This is a genomic window from Daejeonella lutea (assembly GCF_900168015.1).
Classification (GTDB): domain Bacteria; phylum Bacteroidota; class Bacteroidia; order Sphingobacteriales; family Sphingobacteriaceae; genus Daejeonella; species Daejeonella lutea.
Map to the genome: position 1 here is coordinate 16,792 of NZ_FUYR01000005.1, position 15,879 is coordinate 32,670.

Annotated in this window: 15 protein-coding genes; 5 read left to right on the forward strand and 10 right to left on the reverse strand. The window is 42.2% G+C overall.

Annotation, left to right across the window (positions count from 1 at the left end):
- Positions 1-20: 20 nt before the first annotated feature.
- The 5 genes from B5X60_RS16065 to B5X60_RS16085 are packed head-to-tail and all read right to left on the reverse strand — an operon-like array spanning position 21 to position 5,390.
- On the reverse strand, positions 21-1,199 hold the full coding sequence (locus B5X60_RS16065; RefSeq protein WP_407641470.1) for a 1-deoxy-D-xylulose-5-phosphate reductoisomerase: 1,179 nt from the start codon (positions 1,197-1,199) through the stop codon (positions 21-23).
- Entirely contained in the window at positions 1,199-2,707 is a 1,509-nt protein-coding gene (locus B5X60_RS16070; protein WP_079703756.1) for a GH3 auxin-responsive promoter family protein, read from the reverse strand. Before B5X60_RS16070 ends, B5X60_RS16065 begins: the two co-directional genes overlap by 1 nt.
- Positions 2,697-3,437: a glycerophosphoryl diester phosphodiesterase membrane domain-containing protein gene (locus B5X60_RS16075; RefSeq protein WP_079703757.1), complete on the reverse strand. Its 741-nt coding sequence runs from the start codon at positions 3,435-3,437 to the stop codon at positions 2,697-2,699. Before B5X60_RS16075 ends, B5X60_RS16070 begins: the two co-directional genes overlap by 11 nt.
- Positions 3,438-3,440: 3 nt before the next feature.
- Complete coding sequence (locus B5X60_RS16080) at positions 3,441-4,406, reverse strand: glycosyltransferase (RefSeq protein ID WP_079703758.1); 966 nt, start codon at positions 4,404-4,406, stop codon at positions 3,441-3,443.
- Positions 4,407-4,439: 33 nt separating this feature from the next.
- The gene (locus B5X60_RS16085; protein ID WP_079703759.1) at positions 4,440-5,390 is read right to left on the reverse strand and encodes a glycosyltransferase family 2 protein; all 951 of its coding nucleotides are present in this window, start codon (positions 5,388-5,390) and stop codon (positions 4,440-4,442) included.
- 440 nt (positions 5,391-5,830) lie between these two features.
- Here B5X60_RS16085 and B5X60_RS16090 point away from each other — a divergent pair, with 440 nt between their 5' ends.
- Positions 5,831-7,444 carry a S41 family peptidase gene (locus B5X60_RS16090; RefSeq protein ID WP_079703760.1) on the forward strand — a complete coding sequence of 538 codons (1,614 nt, stop codon included), beginning with the start codon at positions 5,831-5,833 and terminating at the stop codon, positions 7,442-7,444.
- 42 nt (positions 7,445-7,486) lie between these two features.
- The gene (locus B5X60_RS16095) at positions 7,487-7,897 is read left to right on the forward strand and encodes a response regulator (protein WP_079703761.1); all 411 of its coding nucleotides are present in this window, start codon (positions 7,487-7,489) and stop codon (positions 7,895-7,897) included.
- A gap of 47 nt (positions 7,898-7,944) precedes the next feature.
- Here B5X60_RS16095 and B5X60_RS16100 read toward each other — a convergent pair whose 3' ends face one another.
- The 5 genes from B5X60_RS16100 to B5X60_RS16120 form a co-directional block, all read right to left on the reverse strand.
- Positions 7,945-8,175 (reverse strand): ATP-binding protein, encoded by a 231-nt coding sequence (locus B5X60_RS16100; protein WP_079703762.1) that lies wholly within the window; start codon positions 8,173-8,175, stop codon positions 7,945-7,947.
- 96 nt (positions 8,176-8,271) lie between these two features.
- A complete protein-coding gene (locus B5X60_RS16105; RefSeq protein WP_079703763.1) occupies positions 8,272-8,844 on the reverse strand; it encodes a DUF4199 domain-containing protein in 573 nt (190 codons plus the stop codon).
- Between the two features lie 30 nt (positions 8,845-8,874).
- Positions 8,875-9,546: a hypothetical protein gene (locus B5X60_RS16110; protein ID WP_079703764.1), complete on the reverse strand. Its 672-nt coding sequence runs from the start codon at positions 9,544-9,546 to the stop codon at positions 8,875-8,877.
- 9 nt (positions 9,547-9,555) lie between these two features.
- The gene (locus B5X60_RS16115) at positions 9,556-10,821 is read right to left on the reverse strand and encodes a dihydroorotase (protein WP_079703765.1); all 1,266 of its coding nucleotides are present in this window, start codon (positions 10,819-10,821) and stop codon (positions 9,556-9,558) included.
- Complete coding sequence (locus B5X60_RS16120) at positions 10,818-12,872, reverse strand: vWA domain-containing protein (RefSeq protein ID WP_079703766.1); 2,055 nt, start codon at positions 12,870-12,872, stop codon at positions 10,818-10,820. Before B5X60_RS16120 ends, B5X60_RS16115 begins: the two co-directional genes overlap by 4 nt.
- A gap of 189 nt (positions 12,873-13,061) precedes the next feature.
- On the opposite strand from B5X60_RS16120, the gene B5X60_RS16125 reads away from it, so the two are divergent.
- The 3 genes from B5X60_RS16125 (at position 13,062) to hisD (ending at position 15,819) form a co-directional block, all read left to right on the forward strand.
- Positions 13,062-13,412, forward strand: coding sequence for a four helix bundle protein (locus tag B5X60_RS16125; RefSeq protein WP_079703767.1), 351 nt, complete (start codon positions 13,062-13,064; stop codon positions 13,410-13,412).
- A gap of 248 nt (positions 13,413-13,660) precedes the next feature.
- Positions 13,661-14,512: an ATP phosphoribosyltransferase gene (gene hisG / locus B5X60_RS16130; RefSeq protein ID WP_079703768.1), complete on the forward strand. Its 852-nt coding sequence runs from the start codon at positions 13,661-13,663 to the stop codon at positions 14,510-14,512.
- A 17-nt stretch (positions 14,513-14,529) separates the two neighbouring features.
- Entirely contained in the window at positions 14,530-15,819 is a 1,290-nt protein-coding gene (hisD, locus tag B5X60_RS16135; RefSeq protein WP_079703769.1) for a histidinol dehydrogenase, read from the forward strand.
- Positions 15,820-15,879 lie beyond the last annotated feature (60 nt).

Below are 15,879 nucleotides of genomic sequence, written 5' to 3' on the forward strand. Positions count from 1 at the left end.
TCTATTTTATTTTTTAGATATTAATACTTCTTATTTGTTACCAGGTCCTGCGCATAAGCCCTGGTTTGCCTGTCGGTTTCCAGATAATCTTCCAGCGTTGGTTCACCAATGAAAGATATTTCAGACATGCAATTTTGAATGACATCGCTCATCTGCAGGAATCCAAGACGGTCGTTCAAAAACTCAGCCACAACAACTTCATTAGCTGCATTGATAACGCATGGCATGTTTCCTCCGGTATTGAGTGCTTCGAACGCCAGCGCCAGATTTCTGAACGTCTTTTTGTCAGCCTGTTCAAAGCTAAGATTTGGAAAGTCTATGAAATTAAATCTCGGGAAATTATTCTGAATCCTTTCCGGATACGCTAAAGCGTACTGAATCGGCAGCTTCATATCAGGTAAACCCATCTGAGCTTTCATTGATCCATCCTCAAACTGAACGATAGAATGAACAATTGACTGAGGGTGCACGATCACGTCAATTTGAGAAACCTCGAGGTTGAAAAGCCATTTTGCTTCTATAACCTCAAGGCCCTTATTCATGAGCGAGGCTGAATCAATCGTGATCTTTTCACCCATTACCCAATTCGGGTGCTTCAGCGCTTCCTTCTTGCTTATGGATGCCAGGAATGCTAAATCCCTTCCCCTGAAAGGTCCGCCGGATGCTGTGAGATAGATCTTTTCAATCGGATTTAAATCCTCTCCGGCAAGGCATTGGAATATCGCTGAATGTTCAGAATCTACTGGAAGGATCCTGACCTTATGCTTTTTGGCAAGGCTCGTTACTAAGTCTCCGGCTACCACCAGTGTTTCCTTATTCGCTAATGCAATGTCTTTGCCCGCTTTAATCGCCGCAAGCGTGGGCTTTAGTCCGGCAAAGCCAACCATTGCGGTCAGTACAATAGCAATATCCGAGTGAGTGACCACCTCGCACATATCGTCAATACCACATAGCACTTTTATGCCGTATGGATGAAGGGTAAACTGAAGGTCTTCATATTTCTCACGACTTCCGATAACTACATAGGCCGGTTTGAATTCGATTGCCTGGGCAATGAGCAGATCGGCGTTATTTTGGGCGGTAAGCACAAAGGCCCTGAAGCGACCCGGATTTTGACGGATAACTTCCAAAGCCTGGGTTCCAATGCTGCCGGTGGAGCCCAGGATGGCTATATTTTTAATCTGTTGATCTTCGTTCACTATTCTTTGTCGTTAAGCATTCTGTGCAGCTCATCCGCAATGATCCTGTCGTTCGACAGTCTGGGAACTTTATTTTGCCCGCCCAATTTACCCTGCGACTTCATATATTCCCTGAATGCGTCCTTTTGAAGGGCGTGCATAATAAGCGGCTGTAAAACTTTCCCTTCCACCAGATCAAAGTAATACGAATTCAAAGCTTGCAAAGATTTGTCCACTTTAGCACTAAATGCCTTTAAGTCATCGGGCGGCTTAGCAAACTCCACATACCACTCATGATAAGGAAGACTTCCTTCCTGAGGGTTTACCTGCGGCGCCACCGTGAATTCTGTTATCTCCAGGTTCTCATCCTTCGCAACCGATAGTATTGCCGATTCAACTTCCTCCCCTATCACATGTTCACCAAAAGCCGAAATATAATGTTTAATTCTGCCGGTAACAATTATCCGGTATGGATCTTTTGAGACAAACTTAACGGTGTCGCCGATGCTGTATCCCCAAAGGCCGGCATTTGTATTCATTATTAAGGCATAATTTCTATCGAGCTCTACATCTTTGAGCGAAATTCGGGTAGGATTCTCGTTGAAATATTCTTCAGAGGGAATAAATTCATAGAATATCCCTGAATTCAGAATCAATAGCAATCCTTTCTCCGTCTGGGAATCCTGGAAAGCAATAAAGCCTTCAGAAGCAGGGTAGGTCTCAATTGAAGGGATACTCTTCCCAATGCTTTCCTCCAGCCTGGCACGATAGGGCTCAAAATTCACACCGCCATAAACAAAAAGAGAAAAATTCTTAAAAATGTCTTTGATCTTCTTACCGTCAGCATGTGCCGACAGGCGGTCGAAATACATCTGCACCCATGGTGGAATGCCCGATATAAGGCGCATATCTTCGTTAATTGTTTCCGCAACGATTGCCTCTACCTTTTCTTCCCAATCTTCAATGCTGTTCGTCGCAAATGAAGGAAGCCGGTTCCTCTGCAGATAAGCAGGAACATGATTGGCAACTATCCCCGAAAGACGGCCGAAGGCTATACCGTTCTTATGTTCCATTACTGGACTGCCCTGCAGGAAAATGATCCTCCCATCCAGGAATTCTGCTTTGCCTGTTTCATGAATATAGCAGAACATAGCATTCTGTGCGCCCCTGACATGTTCGGGCATCGAATCATCTGAAATGGGAATGTATTTTGTGCCCGAGGTTGTACCTGAGGTTTTCGCCAGATATTTAGGTTTGCCGGGCCAAAGTACATCACGTTCCCCTTTGACAACACGTTCGATGTAGGGTTTCAGGCCTTCGTAGTCGCGGACAGGCACATTTTTTTTGAAATCTTCGTAGGTCCGTATGGCTGAAAAAGAATGGTCTTGACCAAAGGCGGTATCTTTGCCTTTTTTCAGAAGCTTCGCAAAAACCTTTTCCTGGGCTGCAAGCGGATTGTTTTTCCACTTATTGATCCGCATAACAACCAAGGCAGCCAGCGGCTTAGCTAAGGCAGACTTAATTCCCATTATTCTCTTCTACATCATCGAGCAATATCTCCTCTTCGTCGGCATAGCTGTTCACCATGTGGCGGTAAGCTATGATCAGGATGATACTTGAAAAGGGGACACTGAACAGGGTGCCTATACCAAAGGCCATGGCCCCTAAAATATTAACAGCCAGCATGAGTAGGAACAACCTGAAAATAAACCAGAAATGGCCTTTTGTTAATGTCCAGCTCTGACTGATCGATTCAGATGATCCTGATTCCTGATCAACAATAAATGCCACCACGAAACAAAGGCGTATTGTTAAGTAGGTTATCGGGATCGAGATCAGAACAAAAATAGGCAGCATCTCCCAGCTAAAGGGGTTTTCTTTGTCTATCTCAATCTGAGGGGTATCATAGAAATATATCGTGCTTATAATCGCGATAACAAAAACCAGTGCCAGGCTGATGATGAGCTTAACAATGAGGAAATTGAATGCCTTAACCAAATTCGGTATAACATCGGGGAACGACGCATCTTTAGGATCATCAATCAACTTGAAAAATATCTGGTAGAAAGCCACCGTGTAGAATGCGTCAAATAAAGAAAGAATCAATGGACTGGCGCTGCCTAATACCAGGGAAAGCATTGAAATGATGAAAATTATGGCAAACTGAAACACAGTCAGCCCGAGCAATACCCATATATTATCCTTCGCTAATGCCCACGAATCCCAAAAAACCTGCTTGACCGTTACCGCCCTATCCATAAATTATTTCCTTAAAATTATCCGCTTCCAAAAATCCTGTATAAAACCCAGCCCATACCCGGCAAGCTGAATGAATGAAGCAAAGATGCTCAAAAATGCAACTTTTACTGATCTGTTCACTGCCAGTGAGTGGAAAAATATTAACAATACCCATAAACCCAGCATAGTATTACAAAATGCTGCCAGCGGATGTTTTAAAAGGTTTAAAATCAAGCCTAAAAACAGAAAAATTGTAAAGCATGCCGGAAAAAAATGCACAAGCTTTAGCTCCGAAGGAAAGTGTTTGTATATATTGATCCTGGCACGGCCAAAGAAATGTACCTGCTTATAAAACTGTTTGAAACTAGTACGCCTTTTGTGATATACAATAGCGCCCGGGATTAGGCCAATTTTAAAGCCAAGTGATTGTATGCGGATACTGAATTCAATGTCTTCCCCTAGCCTGGTAAGAATATAGCCGCCAGTTCTTTCCCAAACTTCCCGGGAGATCCCCATGTTAAAGCTCCGCGGATGGAATTGGCCGATGTGTTTTTTATTTCCTCTGATCCCGCCAGTGGTAAACGGCGAAGTCATAGAGTAACTTATTGCTTTTTGAATCGGTGTAAAAGAGCTATGTGCACCATCTGGCCCCCCATAGGCGTCTAACTGGTGTTCCAGCAAAAAGTCCTTAACTGTTTCCAGATAGTCTTCAGGAATGAGGCAATCGGAATCAAAAACAACAAAATAATCGCCTTTTGCGCGGGCGAAACCATAATTCCTTGTAAAGCCCTGCCCTTCATTATCCTTAAAATAATAGCTGATATCGAGCTTCTCCGAATAGGATTTCACAATATCTTTCGCACCATTTACCGAACCGTCTTCAATAACTAAAACTTCAAATTGCAGGTACGTCTGTTTTGTCAGCGTATACAGTAATTCGTCTATTTCTTGCGGACGGTTATAAAGCGGTATTATGATAGAGAAAAACATGGTGACAGTGGACAGTTGACGGTTGACAGTTGACTAAACAGTTTTCTCAATGTGGTACGAGTTCCGTTCCGGGGAATTTCTTGAAACCAGTTCAGCTACAAATCCGGTAAGGAAAAGCTGGAAGCCAACAATTATTGCGACCAGGGCAATATAGAATAAAGGTTGATCGGTAGCATTTCGGTATTTTAGGTTATGAGAAATGTCGATAAGCTTTTCAGCGATTAACCAAACTGCTATAAAAAGTCCGGCAAGGAAGCTCAATGCTCCCATTGTGCCAAAAAAGTGCATAGGACGCTTTGCAAATTTACCCACAAAAAATATCGAAAGCAGATCCAGGAAACCATTCACAAAGCGGCTTAACCCAAATTTTGTAGTTCCATATTTCCTTGCACGATGTTCTACGACCTGCTCACCTATTTTAGTAAATCCTGCCCATTTTGCAATCACAGGGATATATCTGTGCATTTCGCCATACACCTCGATATTTTTCACAACGTCCTTCCGATAGGCTTTCAGTCCGCAATTGAAATCGTGCAGGTTATGTATTCCCGACATCTTGCGGGTGAAAAAATTGAAAACTTTGGTTGGAATAGTTTTGCTCAGGGGATCATGCCTCTTCTGCTTCCAGCCCGACACAAGGTCAAACTTATCTTCCGTGATTTTTCTGTATAGCTCTGGTATTTCATCCGGACTATCCTGTAGGTCGGCGTCCATCGTTATCACTACGGTACCCTTACTTGCTTCAAAGCCAACATTTAACGCAGCCGACTTGCCATAATTTCTACGGAATTTAATGCCTACGATATTCGGCAGGTTTTGCTTCAGGGACTCAATTACTTCCCACGAACCGTCGTTACTTCCATCATCAACCAGGATAATTTCATAAGTAAAACCATTAGCATCCATAACGCGGCTGATCCAGCTCGTCAATTCAGGCAATGATTCAGCCTCGTTTAATAAAGGGACGACTACAGAAATGTTCATTTTTCAGTTGACGGTTGACGGTTGACGGTTGACAGGGGACGTTGACAGTAGAAAGTTAACAGCGACATATTGTATAAACAGGATTTCTAAGGAGCAAATTTCATCAAAAAAGGTCGGAATATATAGTTTTCTTTCGGAATGCTTAAAATTACAAGTTATCGGGTGCCGTCTAACTGGATGGATGGTCGACTCACCCCTGGCGCAAGTTCGCCTGCTTAAAGCGCCGATTGTTGCCCAATTGTAAAATTGCTCTTAAATATTATGCTCTCAGAACAGACTGAACACTCAGAACCGTTATTCTAATTACGTATCACGGACCCAGAAATGACTCTTAAATCCAAACACTAACAACATCCGTATATGGATGAGAATTGGAACTTCATTTTATCTTCATAATCCACTTTTATTTTAGTATCAGAACATTAGCAATACCATTATACATGAAAAATTTCTTCGGTCTGTTTACCCTCCTGATACTATTTGCAGCCTGTAAAAAAGAACCTGCAATAACAACACAACCAACAACACCGACTTCTACCGGTACAACGACTGCACCGGCAAATGGCACCCGACGACAACTTACCCTTGATTCGTTATTTCTATACGCAAAAGAAGTTTACTATTGGAACGACGCAATTCCAGGTTATGACGTTTTTAACCCAAGGAGTTACACAAGCGGTTCAAATATTTCATCCTACCAGATGGCTTTGTTCAATCTGAGTCAATACAGCATAAACCCTGCAACGGGAAAGCCCTATGAATTTGTTGGAAACAGCAATGGGGGAAACGCAGGATATGCGAAATATTCTTACATAAAGGATCAGGGTGCTGCCAACCCGGTTGCATACCTTCCTGATTTGCAGGGTTCAGTCGACATCGAAGGAAACGGCTTTGATACGGGGATCTCTTTTTCAGCGATTGGGACGTCCTCTTCTTATGAAGTACGGGTTAAGTCTGTTAGCGAAGGTTCACCCGCAGATCGTGCCGGACTCTCACGCGGTGATATCATCACCAGAATTAATAATACTGCCGTGGGAAATAATTACAATAGTGAGGCAACACTGATCAACAATGCGGTAAGTGGCAGTTCAGTCAGGCTTACAGGCAAAAAGAACAGCGGTACCACATTTGACGTAACGCTAAGTAGAACTTCGTATAAAAGCAGTCCGGTTTTCAAAGACACAATAATATCCACTAATGGCAAAAAGGTTGGTTATGTGGCTTATGCCAGGTTTTCAAGCGCGAGCAATTCAAACAGCGTTCTCAATTCCATTTTTTCAGAGTTTGCCGGGACGGGTGTTACCGATCTGGTTATCGACTTGAGATACAATGGCGGAGGTTATGTTTCTACGGCTGAACACTTTACGAACTTAATAGCTCCTTCAAGTCTGAACGGTAAGGTTATGTTTCGGGAAAAATTCAACACATTAATGCAAAGCGGCGGTGCCAACATATTAAAAAATCAGCCTGCGCTTGACGTGAATGACAAGGTCCAGTATTCTAATGGCAGGCTTCTGACTTATGCCGATTACAGCTACAGGGAACAGGATAATAGCTATAATTTCAAAAAGGCTGGCAGTCTGAACTCGATTCAGAAAGTTGTCTTTATCATCAGCGGAAATACGGCCTCTGCCAGTGAAATGCTGATCAACAATCTGCGTCCTTATATGGATGTAAAACTCGTAGGCAAGACATCCTATGGAAAACCGGTAGGATTTTTTCCAATAACCCTGGAAAACAATTACGATGTGTATTATTCGATGTTCACCAGTATAAATTCTGCCGGACAAACAGACTACTTCTCAGGATTTGCTCCAGATTGGGATTCCGCGGATGACGTGACGCATGATTTTGGTGACCCTAAGGAAGCTTGTTTTGCCGCTGCCCTAAACTACATCTCGCGGGGAAGCTTTATTTCGACAAGCAGTCTGGCAACTTTACTTAGCATCAAGGGTGAGAAGATCAGTAGTACGTCCAGCTCACTTGAGGTGCGCGACCTGAACGAAGATCATTCTTTCAGGGGAATGGTGGAGCATAGATTTAAAACAAAATGAGAAAACTAAGTGATAATTCGTTAAGTTTGTATTACACCTACTATGATACCTGTACTTTGCATTAACGATAACAGCATTAATCTGTTTGTTCAGAAAAGACTGTTATTACAATCAGGAATAACTGATTCTGTAATAACCGCCGCTGACGGACAGGAAGCGCTGGATTATTACGCCAAACTTAAGAAAACACCCGGAACAAACTACCCGCGGCTTGTCTTGCTTGACATCCATATGCCTAAAGTAGACGGATGGGAATTCCTTGATAAATTTTCAGAGCTATATTTGCCTTCATTCGACGAAACCAGCGTCATTATCAACTCATTCACCGTTGATGAAAATGAGATCAATAAAGCTAAAAGTTATCCTGTGATAGTTGATTTTGTCACATCACAACTTACTGCTGATTATTTCCGAAAACTGGCACTGCCGGGAATGCAGGATAAAGTGGTTTAAAATCGGATTAGATAATTTTAGGAGTCCTCCAGAGATTCTCAGTTTTCTCATAATACGGATTTGTCTTTGACCATGTCAAGAGTAAAACAGATATAAAGTCCGGGGCCCAGACATGAACATTGACTTCCGCTGCTATAAACCCGGTAATACCGATCGAATAAGTCCGGAAGCATGTCTTTGCGAATACCTGGCCCTTTATCATTTACAGAGATTTTCACCATCCCCTGATGCTTCAGAATATCTATAATGATTTCTTTTGCCGAAGGTGCAAACTTCACAGATAAATTTGCCTGAAATCACTGAATTCCGGAATGCAAAAAAAAGCAGATACCCTCAATTGAAAGAGTATCCGCTTATTATATTCTGTATGAATTTTAGTCTATGTCGTCTTCAACCGGAGCAAAGATCGGCGGTTCCTTTTTGAAAATTGCAGCGAAAATCAGTGACATAACAAATGCTACTCCAATCCCAATGGCGAGATTTTGCACCATCTGAAGTGGTGTAGGATCAAACTGGGCTTGCATTCTTTCAACTGCCTTTGCAACTTCTGCATCGGCTGCATCTGCATCCATTCCCATATTTTCGAAAGTTTTAGTCATCCCCTCTTCAATGTAACCGGAGATTTTTGAAAACGCGTCTGGCTCAACAAACTTATAAAACACATAGTTGACAACGGCTCCAACTATAACAGCGACAAAAGCCATAAGGAATATTCCTTTTAATGCTTGTCTGAAATTCCAGTATCCTCCAACTTTTTTCCGCAGGTCTATAGTAAAGAAAATATACACCACGAGAAAAAAGATCATGTTAGCGATACCGAACCACATCGATCCAAAAAGAGCGGGTGCTACGTAAAAGATAATAATACCGAATACGGCAGACAGAATGCCAATTATAAGGCCGTTGTTTGCGGCAGCCTTATTTAAATTTTCAAGTGATAATTCCATTCTTGCAAAGTTTAGTTTAGGTTTAGTTTATTAACGTTGATTATAAGATATTAAAAGTGCATATACCGCTGAATCAAATTCAGCATTTTTGCTGTATTTCACAAATTCATCGAAGTCTTCGTTGTCCGGATGCTGGTCGCGGAAAAACCCCATCATCGGATAAAATAATTCTCTCAGTTCTGAATCTTCGGGGAGTGTATTGGCAACCCGTGCTACTTCTTTCAGATCGCTGTCAATTAGTATCTGGTTCGCGATAATATCTTCATAGATCCTGTGTTCGTCCTGAAACTCATCTTCATCCACCAGCAAAAACTCCTTCAAAAAATCCTCAAGTTCAGGCTCAATATCTTCGTCTTCGCATTCTTTCAGATATAACATCAGGTTTAAAAGCTCGGTGCCGCGGTCCAGAGTCTTCTCCTCAATTGCTTCCCATTCTGGTGAATCCAGGTAATCCTCCTCCAGCTTGCGTACATCCTCGTTAAAGAAGTTGATAAGCAACAGATCGAAAAATAATTCACGCAGCGATTCAAATTCCGGATTATCATCGAATTTACTGTCCATAGCAGCCACCTTTTTCAGGTAGTCATCGGAATCATCAAAGACCTTGACCAGGCTATCGTAAAATTCACCGCTGTCTTTTTTGCTTATCGCAGCATACTGCCGCAATGCAGCGAGCATTGCCTTTTTTACACTTGCATCCATAAATCCTGTTTAGTAAGTGAAGTATTGGGCATTATTATACGCTAACTTAATCTTTCCTGTTAACTTTTTGCCCATAAAAGGTGAATTTTCTGAGCGGGAATAATTTGTCTTTTCATCGAATGTCCATTCTTCGGAAGGGTCAAACAAGATAAAATTAGCGGGAAGCCCCACTTCCAAGTCAGGGTATTGCAAGCCTAAAATTTTTCGCGGGTTGACGGCCATCTTCTCGACAATCTGCTCCGGTGATAATCCGGCTTTCAATGCCAAAGGCAGAGCAGTCTGCAGTCCGGTAATTCCGTATGAGGCTATTTCAAATTCGACATTCTTGAATTCGATCTCATGGGGGGTGTGTTGTGAAACAATAGCATCAATGGTTCCGTCTTTGAGACCTGAAATCAAAGCTTTCTGATCTGCTCTCGTCCTTAACGGTGGTTTAACCTTATAATTACTATCAAATCCTTCCAGAAGGTCTTCTGTTAATACCAAAGCATGTGCCGCAACATCACAGCTAACCTTTACTCCAGCCTTTTTGGCCTTCCGTATCAGATCCACGCTGCCGGCGGCACTAATTGTGCTGAAATGAATAGGGGCATCATTATACTCAGCAAGATAGATATCACGTGATATCATAAGTTCCTCAGCAAGGGAAGGATTTCCCTTCATACCGAGGTAAGTACTCATTACACCTTCGTTCATCTTTGCCTTTCCGGCGATGTCCTGATCTTCCGCGTGAGAAAATATAAGTCCCTTAAATGATTTTGTGTATAATAAGGCTCTGCTCATTAAGCCAGCATTTGATACTGGCTTTTTTCCATCTGTAAAGGCCACAGCTCCTGTTTGTTGCATATCGTACATTTCGGCAAGCTCCTTGCCTTCGCAATTATGGCTGATGCAACCCAGCGGATAAATATCAACCAGATAATTTTTTGAGCGGTTTACGAGGTAAGCAACTTCAGCTTTGGAATGAATTGGGGGCTGAGTATTAGGCATTAGGGCCAGCCCGGTAAATCCTCCTGCAGCTGCCGCGGACGTACCTGTGATGAGATCTTCTTTGCTTTCAAGTCCGGGATCTCCAAAATTCACGTTTAGATCAAAAAAACCTGCTGAAAAATACTGGTTTTTAGCATCTATAATAGTTGTATTCTTTGCCGAAGTCTTAATTCCCTTTCCGATTTCAGAGATCTTTCCGTCAAGGACAAGTATATCAGCAACTTTCCCGTGCATTTTATTTCCAGGATGGAGAATTGTGGCCGACTGAATTAATAAATTATTCAAGTTGTTACAGCTTTAGTTTGTGACTTTTTATAGAACCGGATAAGCATTATTTCTGCTGCCAAAAATAATAGTGCCAGAATAATACAAAGTTTCCATAAGGAGGTACCCTGATTAATAGATTTAACCTTTGCCTGCATTGATCCGCGTTCCGGTGTGATAACATCAATTTTCTGATTCGGAAATTTCCCTTTTATCACCCGGTCGGTTGCATAGCTAAGGTTAGATTCCGGGCCTGCATCATTAAATGATAAAATAGCAAGCAGACTGTCATTTTTGAGAAGCTGGTAATTGCCAATCTGCCTGATTTGATCCGCGATATATAATTGAGAGGCATTTTCATTTTGACGCAAATCAGGAATTGCTTCAAATTTATCCTTTTTAAGTTTTAATGTCTGGTTTGCATTCAACGTGAGCTTAGGCAGTTCAATAACCTGATCCCTGTTCAGCTTATGGAACAGGTTCTGATCTTGCAACGACAAAAGAGCAGTTTGATACATAACAGGTACAAATACTGAATGTCGGGCAAAATTACTGTTTTCCGCATTCAAAGGCACTGCCGAGAGGTAAATCTTACCACGTCCCAGTCGGTACTCCCCAAAAAATGTCCCCCGGCCGGGAAAGTCGAGTACACTTTGCTTTGTGGTATTATTCTGACTACTGTAGCGGAGGTACTTTTTGGCGATCGGAAGATCCAGCTTTTGCGGAATGTTTTCAAAAACCCCTTTAAAGATCGGATGCTGAAGGTTGATGGCAGAGACTTTTGTTTCGGCTGTGACTATTTCAGCGGGAACGTCGGTACCTAAGGTTTGCAATAATTTTCTCAATCCTTCCTGATTAGTCAGAAGCTCCGGAAATACCATCAGGCTGCCGCCTTTATTTACATACGCCCTTAATTGCTGAATGAGCCCATCGCTGATCTGGGCAACTTCGTTAAGTACAATCAGCGGGAAATTATTCAAGCCTGAGTAGTTTATATTTCCTGAACTTACATTGCTTACATTAAAGAAAACATCGGAGCGGTATACCGAATTCAGGTACTCATTCTCAGACCCCCCATTGATAATTAGAAGTGGAATTGATTGCTGTACATTGAAGCTAAAATAGAACCGATCGTCAAAAACCACCGGGAAATCCGTGATCTCTATTTCGCCTTCCTGCCAACCTGATTTGAGGCCGCTGAAAGAAAGGGTATCAGTTGATGTTGCACGAGGCGCGATGCTTAGGCTCCCGATAGCCTTCTGCTGCTTATTGATCATTATCCGGACAGGAATATTTTCAGCTTCCTCATCCGAATTGTTCCTAAGTTTCACAACCATTTGCTCAGGGTCGCCAGGTTTGTGGATCGCAGAGGCGAACCAGACGGAATCAATTGAAATATTAGGCTGGGCATTCGCCTTTACCCGAACCAGCCTGACAGTTACTGCCGTATCACTTTGAATGGGTGCTGAAGGAAGGATGTTGTCCTGAAAATCAGAAACCACATATACAGTTTTTTTGGAATTGGGTTCTTTAGTAAAGACATCCTCCTGCCTGCGGATAATCTGACTAAGATCCCTATTGGCTGAACTTATTTTTACTTCATCGACTGCACTTTGAAATTCGTCATAGTTTAACAGGCGTTGAAAGCGGCCCTCGAAATCATTGGTGAGCAGTTGAAATTTATCGTTAAAGCTGTAAGCTGAAGCAATTTCCTTTGCCCGCCGCTTTGCCTCATCAAGTAAGGTACCCTCTTTATTCAGAGCTTCCATGCTAAACGAGTTGTCAATAAATATACTGACTACCTGCTCCTCATAAGTATTTTTCTGCTCAGGATTTGGGATGTAGGGTCTGGCAAAAGCGAATACAAGAAATGCTATTGCGAGAATCCTGGAAGCGAGAATCAGCCGGTCCTTCAGGTGCTGCCGGGAAGAAGTTTGAATCTGCACAAACTTCAAAAAACGAACATTGCTGAAATAGACTTTCTTGAACTTCCGGAAATTAAAAAGGTGTATAATAATTGGAATGGCAATAGCCAGAAGGGCAAATAAAAATCCGGGGGACAGGAATCTCATTAAGAATCAAAAATACAAATTAAGTTGAACTATCAACTTTTATACTGTCAGATATTTGAAACGGTTTGTTAGTTGACAGGTGACTGTTGACGGTTGACAGCGGTGAGGCCGTTAAATAAATACTTGTTGACTTAATAATTAAGACCGCGTGGCCCAACTTAGCTTTGATTTTCAAACTAAATAAGTCGTATGGGTGTAGTAGCTACAAAATCATATTCATTTGCCCTCGAGGTAATTGAAATTCACAGGCATTTGTTAGAAACGAAGAAAGAATATGTCTTATCTAAACAATTACTTAGAAGTGGAACTGCTATTGGAGCTTTAATAAAGGAGGCGGAGCACGCGCAGTCGAGGGCTGATTTCCTTCACAAAATGAATATAGCCTTAAAAGAGGCGAATGAGACGGAGTATTGGCTTATGTTACTCAAAGACAGCAACAACATCGACAAGGAAAGATATAACAAAATAATTGCACCTTGTAAATCAATCCTACGCCTGCTTATATCTATTGTAAAGAGCACAAAATCCAATCTTAAATAATTATTAATCGATAATAATTGTCAACTGTCAACAGTCAACTGTCAACTTATTAAAATTCATTTTCAATTTTAACACGGTATCCGTATATTTGTGAGCCTCCCAAGCATATTTGGGCCAAATATTATGAATAAAGTTTTCACACATCACGTACATTTTCATCATCGCTTTGCGGCGATGGTAAAATAATATACGTTTCTACGTGAAACTACTTCATAATAATTTTTTTTGGTCTGATTAAAACTTAAAATTTGAAAACTCTTAAAATAGCTATCCAGAAATCTGGTAGATTAAACGAAAAATCGGTTGAACTTCTTAAAAATTGCGGATTAAGTTTCGAAAACTATAAAAGCTCTTTAATTTCTACCGTTTCTAACTTCCCTCTAGAAATTTTATTCCTTCGCGACGATGATATTCCCGAATATGTTCAGGACGGCATTGCAGACCTGGGGATCGTCGGGGAAAACGTGATCAGCGAAACGGAAGTGGACGTTAGTTACCTCCAAAAACTTGGATTTGGGAAATGTACTTTAAAGCTGGCAGTTCAAAACAACAGCGATATTCAAAATATTAATGATTTGAACGGAAAAGCGATAGCTACCTCCTACCCGGTCATCCTCAAGAAATTTCTTGACAAAAACAATATCCAGGCCGATATACGGACCATCTCCGGATCGGTGGAAATTTCTCCGGGCCTTGGGCTGAGCGATGCGATATTTGATATTGTTTCAACAGGCGGCACATTAAAAAGTAATGGTCTAAAGCCATTCGCCGACGTACTTTCTTCTGAAGCGGTGCTTATTGGCAGAAAAGGTGAAGAATCCAATCCGCTGATAATCGAATTGATCCAGAGGATTCAATCGGTTTTACGTGCAAAAGAAACCAAATACGTGGTTTTGAATGCCGAGTCAAAAAACCTGGATAAGATCGTGAAGCTATTACCTGGTGTAAAAAGCCCAACGGTCGTACCTCTTGCAGAAGAAGGTTGGGTTGCTGTTCACACGGTAATTCCTGAGCGGGATTTCTGGGAAAAAATAAGCCTGCTGAAAAGCGCTGGTGCCCAGGGCATAGTGGTAATGCCGATCGAAAAGATCATATTATAAAACCGGAAGTGAAAACCATGCTGAACGTTTTTAAACTAAGTGATCTGGACCAAAAGAAGATCTCTGAGCTGTGCCTTCGAAATGTTGACGGGAACAATGATATAAAAAATACTGTTGCCGATATTATTGAAGAAGTTAAGCTCAACGGTGATCGTGCACTGCGGGGATTTGCTGAGAAGTTTGATGGGATACAACTGCAGCAGCTGTACATTGGCAAAGAAGAAATCGACAGACTCGCTTTACATGTCGGAAATGCCGAAAAACAAGCGCTACAATTGGCCTATTCCAATATCCGGAAGTTTCATGAGCCACAATTAATTAGCGAAAGCAAAATTGAAACAAGCAATGGTGTAGTTTGCTGGAGAGAAACCCGGGCTATTGAGAAAGTAGGGTTATATATTCCTGGCGGAACTGCGGTTCTTCCTAGTACCTTTCTAATGCTCGGCATACCGGCAAGAATTGCAGGATGCGCCGAAATAGTTGTTTGTTCTCCTCCCCAAAAGGATGGAAAAGTAAATCCTTACCTGGCGTATTGTGCCCAGCTTTTGAACATCGGGAAAATCTATCTGGTTGGCGGCGCTCAGGCCGTGGCTGCTATGGCTTACGGCACAGAAAGCATTCCGAAAGTTAACAAAATATTCGGCCCGGGAAACCAGTACGTCACTAAGGCTAAGACTATTATACAGTCTGAAAGCCAGACGGCCATTGACATGCCTGCTGGACCATCAGAAGTGCTGATCATTGCTGATCAAACAGCTAATGCCGCATTTGTCGCCGCTGATATGCTGGCTCAGGCGGAACATGGGGTCGATAGCCAGGCTGTGCTGGTTTCAGACTCAATGGATTTGATAGACCAGACCCAGAAAGAGATCCTCAAACAAATAAAGGACCTTCCGAGACAGGAAATTGCGGCAAAAGCGATCGAAAATTCTTTCGCAATTTTAGCTGAGGATTTGAATCTGGCTATGGGGTTTAGCAATGAGTATGCACCAGAGCATCTCATTCTTGCTACAGACACCTGGGAATCACTCACCAGCAAAATTATTAATGCGGGATCAGTCTTCCTTGGTCATCTAACACCTGAAAGTGCTGGTGATTATGCGTCAGGAACCAACCATACCTTGCCAACCAGTTCATTTGCTAAAGCTCATTCGGGCGTCTCGGTAGATTCGTTCGTAAAAAAGATCACCTTTCAGCATATAACCAGGATTGGGATTGAGAACCTGGGCCCAACAGTGGAGGTTTTAGCAGAGTTGGAAGGGCTGGATGCTCACAAAAATGCGATAACGGTTAGATTAAAAGACTAGGATTGTCAGGACTAGGATTAGTAGGATGATGGGATTATAGGATTATAAAGCGGAATCGGA